11 protein-coding genes are annotated in these 17,573 nt (G+C 41.7%); 3 read left to right on the forward strand and 8 right to left on the reverse strand.

Features of this window, described 5'->3' with window-relative positions:
• Positions 1–7: 7 nt before the first annotated feature.
• The 6 genes from essA to ACQKL0_RS18285 all read right to left on the reverse strand — a co-directional run bounded on the left by essA (position 8) and on the right by ACQKL0_RS18285 (position 9,971).
• Positions 8–490, reverse strand: a complete 483-nt coding sequence (essA, locus tag ACQKL0_RS18260; protein WP_402875530.1) for a type VII secretion protein EssA — start codon at positions 488–490, stop codon at positions 8–10.
• Positions 477–3,407: a type VII secretion protein EsaA gene (gene esaA / locus ACQKL0_RS18265; RefSeq protein ID WP_402875529.1), complete on the reverse strand. Its 2,931-nt coding sequence runs from the start codon at positions 3,405–3,407 to the stop codon at positions 477–479. Before esaA ends, essA begins: the two co-directional genes overlap by 14 nt.
• Before the next feature lie 18 nt (positions 3,408–3,425).
• Entirely contained in the window at positions 3,426–7,874 is a 4,449-nt protein-coding gene (gene essC, locus ACQKL0_RS18270) for a type VII secretion protein EssC (protein ID WP_427689010.1), read from the reverse strand.
• Between the two features lie 33 nt (positions 7,875–7,907).
• The gene (gene essB, locus ACQKL0_RS18275; RefSeq protein WP_402991621.1) at positions 7,908–9,278 is read right to left on the reverse strand and encodes a type VII secretion protein EssB; all 1,371 of its coding nucleotides are present in this window, start codon (positions 9,276–9,278) and stop codon (positions 7,908–7,910) included.
• A gap of 70 nt (positions 9,279–9,348) precedes the next feature.
• The gene (locus ACQKL0_RS18280; protein WP_402875549.1) at positions 9,349–9,588 is read right to left on the reverse strand and encodes an EsaB/YukD family protein; all 240 of its coding nucleotides are present in this window, start codon (positions 9,586–9,588) and stop codon (positions 9,349–9,351) included.
• A 92-nt stretch (positions 9,589–9,680) separates the two neighbouring features.
• Positions 9,681–9,971: a WXG100 family type VII secretion target gene (locus ACQKL0_RS18285; protein WP_402875524.1), complete on the reverse strand. Its 291-nt coding sequence runs from the start codon at positions 9,969–9,971 to the stop codon at positions 9,681–9,683.
• A gap of 643 nt (positions 9,972–10,614) precedes the next feature.
• On the opposite strand from ACQKL0_RS18285, the gene ACQKL0_RS18290 reads away from it, so the two are divergent.
• The 3 genes from ACQKL0_RS18290 (at position 10,615) to ACQKL0_RS18300 (ending at position 14,050) form a co-directional block, all read left to right on the forward strand.
• Positions 10,615–11,559, forward strand: a complete 945-nt coding sequence (locus ACQKL0_RS18290) for a DUF1672 family protein (RefSeq protein ID WP_427689012.1) — start codon at positions 10,615–10,617, stop codon at positions 11,557–11,559.
• A 12-nt stretch (positions 11,560–11,571) separates the two neighbouring features.
• On the forward strand, positions 11,572–13,656 hold the full coding sequence (locus ACQKL0_RS18295) for an SA1320 family protein (protein WP_427689014.1): 2,085 nt from the start codon (positions 11,572–11,574) through the stop codon (positions 13,654–13,656).
• A gap of 199 nt (positions 13,657–13,855) precedes the next feature.
• Entirely contained in the window at positions 13,856–14,050 is a 195-nt protein-coding gene (locus tag ACQKL0_RS18300; protein WP_402875518.1) for a hypothetical protein, read from the forward strand.
• A gap of 52 nt (positions 14,051–14,102) precedes the next feature.
• Here the strand turns inward: ACQKL0_RS18300 and ACQKL0_RS18305 are convergent, their stop codons facing one another.
• Together ACQKL0_RS18305 and ACQKL0_RS18310 are read right to left on the reverse strand one after the other, a co-directional pair.
• Positions 14,103–15,830 (reverse strand): glycine betaine ABC transporter substrate-binding protein, encoded by a 1,728-nt coding sequence (locus tag ACQKL0_RS18305; protein ID WP_402875517.1) that lies wholly within the window; start codon positions 15,828–15,830, stop codon positions 14,103–14,105.
• A complete protein-coding gene (locus ACQKL0_RS18310) occupies positions 15,827–17,047 on the reverse strand; it encodes a quaternary amine ABC transporter ATP-binding protein (protein ID WP_402875515.1) in 1,221 nt (406 codons plus the stop codon). The genes ACQKL0_RS18305 and ACQKL0_RS18310 overlap by 4 nt, the downstream gene beginning before the upstream one ends.
• Positions 17,048–17,573 lie beyond the last annotated feature (526 nt).

Raw genomic sequence — 17,573 nt, forward strand, 5'->3', positions numbered from 1 at the left:
GGCTTCTTCATTTCTTATTTCCTTCTTGATTCAACTTACCCATTCTTGGGATAAGGATAACAAACAGACACACTACGGCAACTCCTAAAACAATCGCCAGTAACAATGATAGATCAAAGTTCAGAAAAGAGTTCTCTTCTTCCCTATCTCTCTTTCGAATGGGGACTTCTGAAGAAAACAACCCCATTTCTTCCGCTTTGGAAGCAATGATATTATTATCCTCCGTCATAGGAGAAAGAAAAAGGGATTCTTCTATCGAATCTATGACATCATACTTTCCTCTTTCAAAAGTAAGTCCTTTTACTTCTTCCGGAATTTTCTCCTTCTGTTTTAATAACACCTCATCATGAAAATATTCAGTTTGGATATTGATATCCTTTTCCTGATACACATTCGGCTCCACGATGGGTTCCTCCTCAGCTTGCCCATCAATAGGCTGGCTGAAGAGGATGAAGAAGAACACGAGAATTACCTGTTTACTCCGCTTCATGGGCCATCTCTCTTTTACCTGCAAGACGCTTCATAACATAAGGAAGGACCGCAGCAACCAGCGTGAGTATAATCAAAATGGTAGTAGCCGGGATAAAGGCCAACTGATTCCCGAATTGAATGGACATATAGACATTGGCTACCGGGTGGTCGACATTGAAGTTAGGCATGATCAGGTCTAATAATGGAATCGTAAAGAAACTGATTAAACCAATGACCAGAATCGCCCCGACAAATGGTCCTATCGCAAAGGCAAGCTGTGTGAAAGCTGAGCAGAAGAATAGAAGCAGGACAGTGAAAACGGTCCATTTAATCGCCTGCATATCGCCAAGCGGATAAATTTTCAGCCCATACATGCTAATGATCAAGCCGACGATCAAGTTCAGTAATGCGAATAAGGCTGCATGCACCAGCATCGGAACGGATGCATAATGGTGCAGGAAGAAACCAATCAATAATCCTGAGATAAGGATGATCACTAACATCACGATTGGTGGGATATTAACCTTTTCTTGTTGCAATACTTCCCCGCTGATTTGAACGGGATTCGCCAAATACTCGTACACATACCCGTTCGACTGATCATCCACTAACGTATTATTCAAAACACTGTAGACATCGGTTTTGATTTTCTTCGTGGAATCCACGTTTTGAGCCCAATTTTCATTAAGCTGATCGGCTCTTTCCTGAACGGATCCCACTTTTGCTTGAAGGTCTGATGTATCTTTCGTAACGGTATCTTGACGCTCTGCGACAGAATGGACTAGCTCCGAAATATAACCGACAGTGGTTGCCGTGGAATCCTGAAGAGATACAAACATTTCTCCGTTAAGACTTCCAACAGGGGCCTCCTCCATCTCGGGAGTCTCCATATTACCGGTCAGATTTGCCGTTACTTCTTGAGCCCTCGCTGATATCGCTGCTAATTCCTCCAGCGTGGCTGCATGTTCCACTTCAACATTTTCGTCATATTCTGATATAAAGTCGAGCATCGAGCTAGATAAAGCCCCAAAGTCTTCTTCCACTCCCAAAAGGCTTGATTGGACAAGTTTCGCCTCTTCATCGACGATACCAGAAACTCCATTTTTCATATTTTCTAATTCGTTCATATTGGCGGTAAATACTTCGTCCAAACTTTCTTTCGTTTCATTGACTCGTTGAACAAGTTCCCCGTAGGAAGAAAGCGAACCATAATAAGCTAGAAGGGCATTTGAGTCACGGCTCAGGATGGATCGATTAAAGACATCCACTAATGCCGCCCGTCTTTCTCCTCCCACTTTTTTAAGTAGCTCGTCTTCTGTTTTCTTGATTTCCGTAAGGGTCTCATTGATGGTCATACTTTGGATATCCTGTAATTTTTGAATATCCTCCTGTGATTGCTCCCATTGATTACCCAAGTCCTTATAATCTTTTCCCAGCTTTTCATAATCAGTTTGTAGTTTCTTATAATTTGTTAGTAACGTATTATATGAATCTATCAATGCATTGAATTGCACGACAACTTGATTATAGTTTTCCGTTCTTTTATTCAAGGTCCCGCTCAGACCATTGATTTCCTCTTGCAGACTGCCTGCAAGAGAGCTAATTTGATCTTTTGCCCCTTCACTGCCTTCTGCCGGCACCAAACTTTCAAGGGTCGTATTCATACCGTTAATTTTATCCAGTAACACTTGAAGTGAGATATCATCGATTGCTTCCTTTTTTGAAGGCGCTGCCTCTGAATCCCCTTTTCCTCCTGTATCAACATCTTCTATCGGTGTATCGCCTCCACCGATTTCATCTTTATCCCCCGAGCTGTTGGCCAAACTTCCACGTTGCTCCAATAAAGTTGTCTGAAGCTTGTTTAGTCCGTCCTCTTCCGATTGTTTAAATTGATCAATCGAACTTTGTTGTTCATCCTTTATTTTCGAGATTTGTTCCACCTGTTTTTCTTTCATGTTGCTGGAGAAATCCTCCAGGTTACTAGTGCTGCTCTCGATTTTTTCTTGCATCATCACCACGTTCTCATTCATGCCTTGTTCATTCAGACTAAATCCCGGTTTAGTATCCTTTTGGATATTCGGTATCGTCTGGACTCCCTCATTCAGCACCCCATCATACGCTTGGATGCTATCCATGATCAGCTGTTGATTTTGGGTGGATGTCAAAGCAAAAAGAGCACTTTGCGCTTTCTGGTATTCCTCAAACGTCACAACTTCCTCCACGAAAGAGGCCATTTGTGCTTTTGTTTTTCCCATTTCACCTAATGTTTCATTGGTGGTTTCCCCTGCACTCTTCGTGGAAGCGAAAACCCCTTTGAGCATATCCTTATGTTGCTTGATTTCCCCAGCCAGGCTTTCTGAGCTTGGGGTATAAAATTCATACATCGTGTTTTGGAAAGCGATTTCCTTCGTCAAAACTTTATCGAATTTTTTGCGGATATCTTCTACCGATTGAGATACATAGCTCCAGTATTGCGTGGAAATATGCTTATTCATTTTATTCTTGGTCTTCTCTAACTCTTTTTGGACCTTTTCCATATTTTCCGCATTTAAGCTTGTCTGGACCTTGTATTTAACCCCCGCTTTGACTGGTTGTTCTTCATTAAAGGTATAAATGTTCTTGGAAAAGTCCGATGGGAAATAAATGATCGCATCATACTTTTTATTAGCCAATCCACTTTCCGCGGCACTTCTGTTGACGACGACCCAATCATATTCAGAATCCTTGTCCAAAGTCGTGACAAGTTCTGATCCGACTTGAATCTGGTTCTTATCATATTCCGCCCCATTATCTTCATTGACAATAGCAATCTCACGAGAAGCCGTTTCTGTTTTCTTCATTGGGTTTTGACCGATATAAGAAAAAAACAAGATGGGCAGAGCAATGATCACAAGTATCTTCCCAATTAATAACAACGGCTTTATTGTCTTATTCAACGTCTTTCTCCCTCCTTCTTATTCACTTAGTGGAATCTGGATTTTACTTTCCCTGCCATTTAGAACAAAATAACCGTACCCTGGCTGAATTTCTTCTTCTTTTCTTGAATACGAGAGCGTATATAAACTCTGATCCGATTTTTTCAGAAGCAAGATTGCCTGCCTGATCTGTTTCAATTCCGTTGTCAGGGAATCATACCCCTTCGTGAAGTCATTCGCATTTCCAGCCACGAGCATGGAAAAACCTAAGTGGCTGTATTGTTTCATTAAACCGCTTATCTTGTCCTGAATTCTTCCATCAATCGCTTGCTGGAATCTTGAAATGCTGTCGATAACAAAGATGACGGATGAAAAATCAATCTGTTTCATCGGCTTCTGTTCCAAGGCCTCTAAATACTGGCGTTCACGAGCCTCAAATATTTCCGTGATGTGATCGAGCCATTCTGTAATTTGGTCTTTCGTTTCTACGTAACGTACTGTCTCCCTGCTTGCATAAGGTGATAGACCGCGATCCACTCCATCAAATATGCCAACTTCCCCGACCGTCTGGGTAAGAAGCGTTTCTAAGACCACTTTAAGCATGTTCGTTTTCCCTTTACGTGACTGACCGACAATAAGTAAGAATGGGTTGGCATGCAAATCTACCCATACAGGAGATACGCTCTCTTCTGAAAGGCCGATTGGTATGAGCCCTTTCTTGGTAGATGGTGAATAGTACGTCTTGAATGACGCCAAGTCTAGGCGATTTGGCAACATTGGAATGGCTGGCGGCTTAGCCAAATCCTTGTATCGAGTCTTGTTTTCAGCCACGACCTGTTTCATTTCTTCCAAAACGGCTACATCGTCTTCTCCATCTGCTGGCAGATACACCTGCATCAGATAGGTCTGGTCTGTCTTCACCAATGCCCGCCCAGGTACTGGTTCATTTTCATAAGGCGTCCTGCCTAAAACGGAATATTGTTCCGAACTGTCCATTAGGTAATGAACGACCTTCGTTTTTAAACTATTCATCAATGGCTGACGGATGGCATTGATTCTTGTAGCGGTCAAGATCATAAAGATTCCAAGTGATTGTCCATCACGGGCAAACTGGATGAATTGCGCTTCCTGGTCTGGCATTTCATCCTTCACCAAGTCAAAGTTGTCAATGACGATGTAAATAATCGGCAACTTATCTTCAACTAGGGCGTTATAGAGCTTGATATTGCTAAGTTCCCGTTCAGAGAAAAGCTGTTTCCGCCTTTCCATCTCCGTCCTCATGAACAACATGAATTTCTCGATTTTCCTCATCTCATCCAATCTGAAATAATCTCCTGTGTGTGGCAGCTGTCGAAGTGGCAGCAGTGCACTATTTCCAAAATCAAAAATGTAATAATGCAGTTCTTCAGGTGAAAATTGATCGATGAAATTGAATAGAAGCGTTAATACCGTCGTTGACTTGCCATAGCCGGAAGATCCGAAAATCCCGATGTTTCCATCTTCTATCCAGTTGTAAACATAATCCGTCTGGCTCTGCAATTCGGGCTCGTCTTTCATTCCTAGATAGAACTGGTTTTCCGTTTGGCTTCTTTGATCAATTCGTGATAGTCGATTTGAAAGAGGAGGCAGCCAAGGACTAGCCAGTTTGGGAATTTTCATTTCTTTCTGCGTCGCTACAATATGATCTGCCACAGCTTCAATTTCACTGATTTTCTCTTTACGTGTGCGAGAGACTTGCTCCGTTACATTGGATATCTGGACAAGCCCTAGATCCGTGACGAGTGCTACTTCATCCTCGGATCCCACTGTATCCTCCATATAAGGGGCGCCGCTCCATGCCGACTGAAACAGTTCGTACACCTCATTATTGCCTACTTGTAAATAACCACGCCCGGTGACGGTAATGTTCGCAGCATCGCTATTTTTCAAGATCTCCTTACTATCATTGGCATCCTGCACCTTTAAGGAAATCTTAAAACGGGCATTACTCCAAATCTGGTTATCAATCACACCACCTGGCTTTTGCGTGGCCAGAATCAAGTGAACACCCAAGCTCCGGCCGATCCGTGCCGTACTGACCAATTCCCGAATGAAATCAGGTTCTTCATTCTTAAGCTCGGCAAACTCATCCGAAATCAGGAATAAGTGTGGCAATGGCTTGTCGGCTTTTCCTTCTTTATATAAATCCGTGTAATCATTGATATGATTGACCTCATAGCGATCAAACAGGCGCTGGCGTTTCTTCAGCTCGCTATTGATCGAGGCAAGTGCCCGGGCACTGAAGTTCTTGCTTCCCTCAATATTCGTAATGACTCCAAGTAAATGGGGAATCTGCTTGAAAGGCTGTGCCATTCCTCCCCCTTTATAGTCAATGAGCAGAAAGGCAACTTCATGGGGATGATAGTGAACAGCCAATGAAAGAATATAGGTCTGCAACAATTCACTCTTCCCTGAACCCGTCGTACCGGCAACCAGACCGTGGGGACCATGTGCCTTTTCATGTAAGTTCAGCTCCACCCTATCTGTCTTTCCTTTCAATCCAATCGGCACCGCTAACGACTTGGAAGACTGATTCGTCAGCCAATTCTGGCTGATTGGCAGCTCCTCCACTTCACGGGCTTTTAAAAGTTCCAGGAACGAAACGGTTTCAGGGATGGAATTATTCATCCCTTTTTGATGGTCAAGCGACCGTAATAACCGGGCGTACCGCTCATTTCCTTCCTTACCGTGCTCATCTAGCCGGAAAGGCGTATGAACGGCTTTTGTTTGCTGAATCAAGATTTCTCCCTCATGATCATTGATATACTTCACTAATGTATGGACATTTTCCGATAAACTCTCCTTGGCATCGGCTGCAAAGATGGTTGATATGCCCAGCTCTTCGGTCTTCCCTTCCAAATACTCAAGAATGACATGTTCCGCAATCAATGTACGGTCGGTGACAATAAATACGAAATGAGGGGTGAATCTTACTTTTCCTTTATTCTCGTCAAGGTCCCTTTCTCTGAGTAACTGGTAAATGGAAGATAATAGTTGATCACGAGATTGTTCATTATAGATGAAGCCTTTAGCGTATGCATGTGGCAGCTGGAAATGAGGCAACCATTTCATCCATTCCCATTCCTCATAATCCTTTTCTGAGAAAATCGCCACAAACCGGACATCATGATAGCTATGGAAGAAAGACAACTGGCCAATCATCTGCTGCAGCTCGCGTTTGACGACTGTTTCCTTTCCGACTAGGCCCATGGAGCCGCTAGACAAATCAATCGTTAAGGGTAGATCGTCAAGGCTTTTGTAAACATCGACAAGTTCCTGGGACTGTTCAAGTAGATCATCAATATCCCGATTTGACATATCACTGCTGTTTACCTTGACCTCATAACTGGAGGGAATGGACGCCGTACCGACCCTGAAGTGGAGAAAGTCTTCACTTTCCATTGTGCGCTCCCATATTCGATCGCTAATCTGATTCGTCAGTTGCTTCATTTTCTCAAAAGAAGGGTAATGGTAGAGTAATACTTTCTTTTGCTGTGCCGATAACTCGCCCAACTCTTCTCGCTTTTGTTCTAGATACCTTGTATAGACGCGTAACCGTCTTTCAGCTCTTAGCTTCTGTTTCTTTTTATCTTTAAAGTACTGAACCGTGGAAGTCACCATGGTGGTGGTGAACATCACAATCGATATGAGGATGAATATTCCACGCGGCTGAACAATCATGACGACTCCCATGACGATCAACATCATTAATGGGGGCATTAGGATCAGCCATAGCCCACGATTCTGGTCTTCCGATTCCTGACTTGGGAATGAGATGGTCACTTTCTCATCCGGCAATTCATAGATCATCCGTGGAGTCCTGCGGTACTCGGGATAGCTTTTTTTCATTTCGGATATAGGCTGCATGATTTCGGATAAGGACGTTTCATAATGATCCGCACTTTTGACCATTAATATGTCGCCTTCTAGTAACCTCAGTACCATATATGGGCAACAGATCAAATCGCCATTTTCCAGTGCCGTCATTTCTTCCACCTTTTCACCATTTAAAAAAAGCCGGTCCGCTGTAGGTTCGAGCAACCATTGTCCCTGACGACGAACAAGGGAAAAGCCATTTCCACTTGGTTCCTGCTTGCATATCGTCGCTCCTGATTGGGCGGATATCGATATTTCTTTCAAACTATCTATATAATAAAGGCTTTCATTCAGTTCTCCGGGAGCATAAAAGATTTCCACAGCTTCCTGATTTTCGTGAAAAATATAGGACTGGAAAGGCTTTACCTCCCCAATCTTCTCTTCGCCCCTGAATACCATATATTCATCAAGCTCTTCATCTTTCCTCAACTCAATGTGTCCCTCGTTAAAGGGAAGCGAATAAATCGTGATTGTATCCTTTTGTGATGATCCAATCGTAATTGGGTCCAGTTGCTTCTCCCTAATCGTATAAGATTGGTATGTCTTCTTACAGAAAATCCATAGTGAACTCATTCTTTCTCACCTCCGCAAAGGGCACATACGTACTCAATCTTTGCTATTCTCTTTCTCTTTTTCTTCAGCTGATTTTCCCGAGGCTTCCTTGCTATCAGGTTCTTCTTTAGAAGCAGGTTCCTTTTTCTTTTCCTCTTCTTTTACAGCTGGTTTGGCTTCCGGTTCCACTACGCTTTCTCTATTTGGCTCTGTAGTAGGCTGCTCCTGTTCTTCCAATTGCGTGGCCTCTTCAAGCTGTTTTTGATATTCATCCATTTCCTTTTTATACTCCTTAAGCTCCGTATCCACTTCTTTCACTTGTGTCTCCTTTTCTTCACCGGACAAATCCTCATTAGATTTAATTTGTTCCTTTTGTGTCAAAAGTCCATACATAATCAATTCTCGATCTTCCATGATCCTCGCTAAGTTGATTGCATCCTCGCTTATGCCCCGGCCAATGTATATCCAATAGAGAAGATACTGACTATCGGTCTGTAGCGTAATGGCCTTTAAGATATTTTCCTTCTGAAAGTCCATCAATGACCCATGGGTAGTGACATAAGATTTAGAAAGCTCATACTGAACAACATATGGCATTTTCTCAGGATTGAAATGTTCCAATCGATCAATGACTTGGCTATATTCCTGTTTCAGGAAATTCTCCCCGCTTTCCACATAAGCCTCTTGCCTTGGTTGGGAAAAGAATAGTGTATAAATCGTAAAGAATAAGAGAGGGACTAAGATTATGCCTATTCCCCATAATGTGTAACGCTCCATTTTCCACTTTTTTTCTGGAATATGCACAAATGTTTTATGTTCTTTTTCCAGAAACTCTATTTGATTCTGGACATACAAGATCAGCCCTTCCCAAGTCTCTTCCGCTAAGATACTTTGGGTTTCTTTCGATAGTTTAAGAGTTTTATGGTAAAGAAGGTACTGATCAAATGTATACTGACTATCAACAAGAGCTGCAATCGTCGCCTTGGTTTCCTGAAACAGCTGGTTGGCGTTCTCCTCATACGGCGGCAGGCTTTCTTTTACGCCATAATGAAGAAAATAGGGAGTAAAACTTCGATCGAAAACCAGATTCTCCGGGCAGACGATTACCCGTAACCGAGTTAACTCATGTCTCCTGATCTTGTTAATCATTTGATGGGAAGCCATCCATCGATTCAAAGAACTTTTATTGCGTGCCTTGTTAAAAGCAAAAAAAGAGGTGGGCGGTACAATGCTGATCTGCACCTCATCCTCTGAAACCTCTATAGTTTTATGAAGAACCGAATCCACTTCCTGAATCAGCTGTAATTCCAAGGGATTCTGCATCAGCAATTTAGCACGTTGGAAAACGAATATATATCCATCATCATTCTTCTTCATTACCGCTTCCATTTGCTTTTCCAAATATGATGATTTTTTCTCACCCATTCTATGTACTCCTTTACCCCTGCTAAAGGGCTTTAGACTTTTTTCCTATATGTAAGACATACCTCTACCATTAAAGAATCTCGAGCCGATCCCCCGTCGTGATGCCACTATCCACTAATGTGTCATAACCGGAACAAACAAACTCCTTATTTTGAACCCGCACCCAATATCCTTCCCGTGGCACTTGTGCAATCCCCTTTACCTCCCAGACAATTTCCACAACCTTTTTGACGGAGCGGTAATTGGACACTTGGAGATCAAAGACCTCGCCCGTATATCTTTTTAAATCAATGGTTAATTGAATATAAATGCCAATCACCTCATTAAAAGAAAAAAACGCCACGATCTACAATCAGATTCACGGCGCTTTTCCCTAAAGCTTCTATCTCGTTTTTATCTAATTTATCCGCGAATTTGGCTAGCGATTTGATTATCTGTATCTTCAAGGATTTGAGCAGATTTCGTCAATTGTTGAGATACTTCATTTAATAAACGAGCCATATCATTAAATGAAGGTTTTAATTCTTCATATTGTCCAACGAAGGCTTGACTAGAAGAACCTTCCCAAATCCCTGTTAAGTGATCCCTCATTTTATCCAAACGGCCAATAATATCAACGACCTGCTGGCTTTCATTATCATATTGTCTAGCTACATCCTTAAGTTCCGATGGGGTTACGCGAATTTGTGACATAACAATTCCTCCTTTAATGTGTTTAGTTACATTTTAATAGAACTATACAAATTCTGCCATAAAAATTAACAAACGGGTCATAAAATGGTAAATTATGATTATATAAATAATCCTAAATCTACCATCATAGAAGTCTAAGTACCTGTTTCCATACATTTCTAAACCACTTTGGGCGAAATATATATCATTTTTTTCCATATTTTCAAACAAACCGCTCTATATACCTACTATTTTTTCCTTTAATAGGATTAATTCGTCCTTTCCATTATAAAAGGTGACTTTTGCACCCCCATCATTGTTTTAATCAATCGTTTGATTAAAGACTTTAGGTCCGGCCCACACTAACTTGGGAGGAAATGTAATATACTTCTTTGAACGATGTTCACTATAAACAACCCGGATATCATGATCATGGTTGTAAGCTTCTGCTCACAAATAGACCAAAGGACTTCAAACTTACGAATATCCCATTCCTTTCTACCTATTTTTTGAAAACATTTGATGATATCAGAAGTAACATTTCCCATTATGATAGAATTATTTACATTAGTTGGGTAATGTGTAAAAAACGAGTATAAGCGGAATGCAAAATAGATGATTGGATATTCAAATCGTACAGCATCTTTGAAGGGGGGATATTTAAATGAAGGGCAAAAAAGTCATGGCGCTAGGAATAGGTGTAACCGTATTGCTGGGAGGATGCTTAAATATGAATCTTTCAAAAGATAAAGAAGTAGAAAAGGAAATAGTCGCCACGAGTGGTGAAAGAAATGCTTATGAAAAAGATCACTTTGTACGAATTCAAGACTATCATGGGGCTGGGTACACCCTACGCAATAGTCGAAAGGAAATCCGTCACCTCGCTGCAAGTCACCGGGAAGAGATTCAAAAGGCAGTAAAGGCATTCTTCCTCGATACATATAAGACGGAAGTTATGGTCCATAACATAATCGGTGCGGTTGATGGGGCATCTGTTTTTGTTGAGTCAATCGGCGAACCTCATTTTTATACCTTTGCCATCGTCCCCATTGATCTCGATAGGAAAAAAGTAAAAACAGATGAAGTTTGGTCTCAAGAGGGACAAGTGGAAAACGCCCTTTCTGGTGCACTATACGCCATGGCTTTTGATGAGGATTTCACAAACTTAGATCGCTACTTAAAAGAAACCACAGCCAGTTACCCTATAGTGGGAACACCAATAAAGGCCATTGAAAAAGTAGGCGCTAAAGGATACGCAACCTCTCACTACTATGTAAATCCAGTAGGAGATACATTTGATTCCCTCTATAAAATGTATCTAAAAAACCCGGATATCAGTAAGGATGAATTGAGGGATTTTCTTCAGAAAGACGCATTTGGACCAGAGGATATCATTTTCACCATTTATTTATACATGAAAGACAAAGATAAGGCCCCTGATGAAGCCATTTTCAATAAAATCGTCTCTGATATCGAAAAGATGGAAGGCATCCCACGTGGTTCATATTCCATCATATTGAATGATAACTTAATCGACCGAAGACGAGCAATTGGGACGAAGGAAAACTCGTTAAAAAGAACAGCACCAAATGAAATCATGAAAGATTAGGGAGGATCTTCTATGGCTGTTGTTAATACCCTATCAAGCCACGCCACCGATGATAATGATTTAGTCGAGCTTGCCGGATACCATTCTTATGTTCACTATGATATAGATGAAGTGTTCAAGGTGAATGAAAAGAAATTCAGGGTGATAGATACCATCTATAACACGGATACCGGTCTTGATGCACTTACTGTTCAAAATGTTAAAACAAGAGAGCTGACCGTGGTATTCGTTGGCAGTGAGCAAATGGATACGGATTGGATTGGAACGAATACAAAACTGCTTAGCGATGCCCCCCCTGCTCAGGTCCGAGAAGCCGTAGCCTATTTTGAGCATATAAATGATGAAGTGGGAGAGGTATCTTCCGTCTCTGGAAATTCCCTTGCTGGTGCTTTAACCAATGCGGTCGGAATCGATAATCCAGGAGTAAAAGCCGTTACCCTAAATCCAGCGATTCTTCCTGCTGGTATGGTTGATCCGGATAAAGAATATGCTAATATTACAAATTACTATAGTAAATTTGACTTTCTGACGGGGACGGAAGAGACCATTAAGATGGGCGACCGCATTCCTGGTAAGAAGTACGGAATAAATAATGGCGTCCCCTCCTTTTCCATGCTTGGCTCCAACCATACTGGATATATCAAGCAAGATGCAAATGGAGAATTTACATTAGAGATAGGAATAGAAGGAGAACCAGGTCACGGCTTTGTCCATATTGGAGCTGACGATCATATCGTCACAAGTCTCTGGACAGGCGCCCCTTTATATGGGGGCCAGAATGAGAGAATCGAAATGAACCAAGAAAACATGATGCTACTGTCCCATGGAATACGTGATAATGTGAAAGGTCGTCTTGGCAAGGTCAGCGAATATGTCGGTAACTCAGTCCGTATCGTCCATACCGAAAATGAAAAATTCCATCAACGGGTAACAGCACTTCAGGATGCCTTTCAACAAAAGTTCGAGGAAACTGCCGGGGAACCTGTCTTTATGGGTATCACCACAACGGGGTTTGTCATGAAGGCATGCATAGACGAACTAATTAGGCTCCTCGATAAGGCAGAAGACAAATGCAGGATTCTAAATAATGTCCTGAACTCTAAACCTGTTGAGATAGTCGAATATATCACATCCGTGAATCTAAGCGTCGAGACTCTTTTCGATGCTCCAAAAGAGTACTTGGAGCAATTGAAAGCGGATATCGATGACTTAGTGGCAAGTGTAGGGACTATTATTTCGAATGAAATCCCGGAGTTATTTAAAGGCGGAAAAGACCTTTTTGTAGATGCAGTTGTAGGAGAACTTGACGCGCACTATGACATACTCGAAAGAAATAAGGAAAGCGTCTATAAACAATTACAGGATTACGAGCGCCAAGTTCAGGACATTGCCGATACGTTTCACGATAAGGACGCCAGTATAGCAGAAGCCATACAAACCAGCGTATCCCCGACAGATGGAATAGGCTCTGTCCAGAAAACAGCTCTTATCACTTTAGAGCCCTCCCCCTACCTAAAGGTCGGCATGAAAATCAAAGAGATTCAAGTCCAAATGGCACATAATCAAATCAACACTTTAGGGATGACGGTATTAATGCCGATCCTCATAAGCGTAAAAACAGTACTGACACTGATCGAGGCAGCATTAGACGCCATCATTCTAGCTGTTAATGCCGTTTTGACAGTAGGAATTTACGGTAATCCTGTGAGCTTGCTTATAAGTTTATTTACGGATTATGAACAGAAAATAAAGAACGCCGTCCAAGAAGTATTGGAACCTATCATAGAAATGGAAACATCCATAGAAGGCATTCGTCTAGGAATGGACCGTATGATCATCAATCTTCCTGAAATGCTTAGTAATTTTAAACCATATATCGATACAGCGATTTTCGAACCTGGAAAATTTAGTGATGTTCGTCTATACAATGTTTCTGCTCTAGCCGTTCTGGATGACATGGAAGTTTTATTCGAGGATATTACCTTTCAACTATCAGGTCAAAAAGCAATGGCAATTGAAGCCACCTTGGAAATATCGAAGAACGTATTAGGAAACATTCAGCTCTTAAAAGAACAAGTCAATCGGGGAACACTATAATCCATGAGATTGACAAGGATACAATCCCACTGCCTCTACTACTCTATCATTCAACGGTTGGGATTGCTTACTCCTCATTCGAGTTTTATCCACGTTTTGCATTTTCCCCTATTTTAAAGAAGGAAATCTCTTTATAATGAAAGCATCCTGTTCTCCATCCTAATAATGACCATTCAACAACAGCCAAGGTGGAAAAAAGATGAAAATGTATAAGTTAACGGAAGACTTTTCCTCACTTTATAAAAAAGGAGCAAGATTCTTCGTCGTTTCCGATTCGGAGTTTATCGGTGTCAAAAGCTATGTATTGCTATCCGAAGACTTGAGGGGCAAAATTGAAGTAACGGACGATGAGTTGAAGAATAAATTTGTTTCCATTAAAGGGAAGCCTCACTAGTTTATAAAACAAAAAAAAGAGGGATTTTCATCAATGAAAATCCCTCTTTCCTTTATTTCAAGTCTTCAACAGAATCAATATCGACGTAATCTGGCACAACCAATCCATTCTTCGTTCCTTTAAGGTTTGGTCCTAAATCGATGATATCTTCTTTATATTTATTGTAATATTCAAGATGCGTTCCTGGAAGCCATGCCGCAACAAATGCATCCGCACTTCCATTTGCAACGCCAGCAAACATTGGTCCCACTTCAACTTGGCTTAGTGTTACATCATAGCCATTCTTTTCGAGAACCTTGCCAATCACATTTGTACTGGCTATTTCCGTATCCCAGGCCACATACACAAGATTGATACTTTCACCATTTCCTGCTTTTGCACCTTTTGTCCATTCAGACACTTTATCAGGATTTGCACTGATCCATTTTTCCGCTGCTTCAGATGGAGACTTGCCCCCAGCAACTTCGACCATCACATCTTCCATATCACCCGTTTCCCAGAAGAATTGATCTAGGATTTTATACGCCCCAGGCGCATCCTTTTCGAGTCCTTGTCGAGCAATGGTATTAATGTTTTCAGCACCGCCAAAGGATTCATTCGGATCGTCAAGATACTTCAAATCGTATGTTGAGAACATCCAATGCGGTGACCAACCCGTAACGATAATCGGTTCTTTCTTATCAATCGCTTTCTTCAATTCCGCAACCATCGCGGCTGAAGAACCTTCGACAAGATTCCAGTTGTCCAAATCGTAATCTTCGATAGCCGTTTTGGTTAATTTCATCAAACCGGCTCCCGGCTCGATACCGATGATTTCATAATTGGTCTGTTCACCAAAGTTATTTGTACCGCCTTGCATGACTTCTTCTTTTTTCAAGATTGTAAATAACGCCGTACCGACCACAAGGATCGCTAGAACTGAGAAAAATACTTTCTTGCTAAGAAGCTTGCCATACGCTGGTTTACGCAGGTTTTGCGTGATGCGATCGAGAATGATGGCAATGATAACAATCGACAAGCCCGCTTCAAAGCCTTGTCCGACGTTAATTTGGCTTACTGCCCGGTAAACATCTGCCCCAAGGCCAGGTGCACCGACCAAGGAAGCCGTAACGACCATAGAAAGGGCAAGCATGATGCTTTGGTTAACTCCCGCCATAATCGTTGGCATCGCCAATGGCAATTGTACCTTGAATAGCTTTTGGCTACTCGTTGAACCGAAAGCATCCGTTGCTTCAATCAAATCATTGGGCACTTCCTGAATGCCAAGACTCGTCATTCGAATCGTTGGTGCGATGGCAAAAATGAACGACGCGATGATCCCTGGCACGACCCCTATTCCAAAAAATAGGATGGCCGGAATCAAGTAAACGAATGCAGGCATCGTTTGCATGAAATCCAGAACGGGTGTCACGATTCTTCTTACCGTCTTACTCTGTGCACTCCAGATACCGACTGGGATCCCTATCAGAATGGTGAGGAACCCTGATAATAAAACGATAGCAATCGTTTGTATGCTTGAGTCCCAATATCCTAGATTATCAATTAATAATAAGCTAACGAACGTAAATATTCCTAACGGCCATTTGCTTGTATAGGCAACTAAAAGAGTTAAAACAATAATCAATACGATGGAAGGTCCAACACTCATCACATCTACTAAGAGGTTCAATAACCCTTCGATCGCATTCGTTATAAGAGTAAATAATCCGGCAAATGCAATCGTTATCCAGTCCACTAAAGAGTCGACCCAAGCGCCTAATGGGATTTTTGGTATATTCATTGAACTTCACTCTCCATTTCTATCAGTTCATTCAATGAATCTTTATTACCTGCCAATGCCCCAATGACGGCACCACGGACAATGATTCCTTTTATTCTTCTCTTATCATCAATGACCGAAATCGGCAGACTGGAAGTTGCCATCACGTCCATAAGGTTTACAAGTAATTCTTCCTCAGGAACCGTCGGGATATCCGTTGACATCACCTCAGAAATAGATTGGTCATTTCTCAATGCCTGGCGTGCTTGCTCTGCCGACAAAGCCCCTAATAAGACTTGCTTACGATCTACGACGAATATGCTGGAATAACCTTGTTTGCGCATGATCTCAAGGGCAACCCTTGGACCACGGTCCACTGCGATTTTCTCAGGCCGCTTCATCACGTGAGATGCGGTAAGCACCTTGGATAAGTCCACATCTTCAACAAACTTCTCAACAAACTCATTAGCCGGGTTCATCATGATTTGTTCTGGTGTTCCCAGTTGGATGACGCTTCCGTCTTTCATAAGCGCAATCCTATCCCCGATTCTTAATGCCTCATCAAGATCATGGGTAATGAAAATGATCGTCTTTTTGTATTGCTCTTGAATTTCTAGCAATTCATCCTGCATGTCTTTACGGATCAACGGATCAAGCGCACTAAAGGCCTCATCCATCAACAAGACATCCGTATCGCTTGCAAGCGCACGTGCAAGACCGACCCTTTGTTGCATCCCGCCGCTAAGTTGTGAAGGCATCTGTTCTTCATATCCCTTTAACCCAACCGCTTCAAGCGCACTCATGGCTTTTTCACGTCGGATTTTCACATCCACCTTTTGAATTTCCAGCCCGTACTCGGCATTTTCCAGTATCGTTTTATGAGGGAATAAAGCAAAGTTTTGAAAAACCATGCTAATTTTCTGTTGCCTTACTTTTCTTAAGCGGGCCGCATTCATCTTTACAATATCTTCATTTTCGATTAGGATTTCGCCTAAAGTTGGATCAATCAATCGATTGAACATACGGATCAAAGTCGATTTTCCGCTTCCGGATAACCCCATGATCACGAAAATTTCACCGGGATAAATTTCAAAATTGACGTTATTCACACCAACCGTTTGACCCGTTTCTTTCAAAATTTCCTTCTTTGACTTGCCTTGCTTCAATAAATCCGTAGCTGCTTTTGGGGATTTCCCAAAAATTTTCGAAACATTTCTGACCTCTACATATGGCTTCATTCAGTCACCTCGTTAGTTTGTTGACCATATGATGTTCAGTTCTGCTGTTTTCCTCATCTTGTGATGAGTCATCATGATTGTATAATTCTACTCTCTTAAGCTAGTCCAACCTGCACTTTCACACGAACGTCAAAAGGGGGAATGACGTAACATAATGGGTAAAACGTTACACTGTATACCAAAACGAACGCACTGAAAAATACTTAACATTCACATAATTAGTCCTGGTCATATGTGTAAAATAATTGAGTTTTTTTAGTAGAAAAAAGAGGTGCGATAGTAGAATACATGGATATCATTTAGAGTTTTCCTTAGACCACAATCAAGTATGTGTCCCTAATAAAGACAGAAGTGGCCAAATTAAGCGGTGGTTGTCCTAAACCACAACCCATTAAGAAAAACACGTTTACAATGACCATGATTCATCGCTTGATCATTTACGTGTGATTATTTGAGCATTTCAAGTAGAAAAAAAAGGAGTAATCACAACTGAGGATAGTTGCAGAAACGGTGTATACCGACTGAC

Source organism: Peribacillus sp. NPDC097264 (genome assembly GCF_050277925.1).
Taxonomy (GTDB): Bacteria; Bacillota; Bacilli; order Bacillales; family DSM-1321; genus Peribacillus.

Coding starts and splice junctions, on each gene's coding strand:
- essA (WP_402875530.1), bottom strand. CDS start 490: ATGAAGCGGAGTAAACAGGTAATTCTCGTGTTCTTCTTCATCCTCTTC.
- essC (WP_427689010.1), bottom strand. CDS start 7,874: ATGAGTTCACTATGGATTTTCTGTAAGAAGACATACCAATCTTATACG.
- essB (WP_402991621.1), bottom strand. CDS start 9,278: ATGGGTGAGAAAAAATCATCATATTTGGAAAAGCAAATGGAAGCGGTA.
- ACQKL0_RS18285 (WP_402875524.1), bottom strand. CDS start 9,971: ATGTCACAAATTCGCGTAACCCCATCGGAACTTAAGGATGTAGCTAGA.
- ACQKL0_RS18290 (WP_427689012.1), top strand. CDS start 10,615: ATGAAGGGCAAAAAAGTCATGGCGCTAGGAATAGGTGTAACCGTATTG.
- ACQKL0_RS18295 (WP_427689014.1), top strand. CDS start 11,572: ATGGCTGTTGTTAATACCCTATCAAGCCACGCCACCGATGATAATGAT.
- ACQKL0_RS18300 (WP_402875518.1), top strand. CDS start 13,856: ATGAAAATGTATAAGTTAACGGAAGACTTTTCCTCACTTTATAAAAAA.
- ACQKL0_RS18305 (WP_402875517.1), bottom strand. CDS start 15,830: ATGAATATACCAAAAATCCCATTAGGCGCTTGGGTCGACTCTTTAGTG.
- ACQKL0_RS18310 (WP_402875515.1), bottom strand. CDS start 17,047: ATGAAGCCATATGTAGAGGTCAGAAATGTTTCGAAAATTTTTGGGAAA.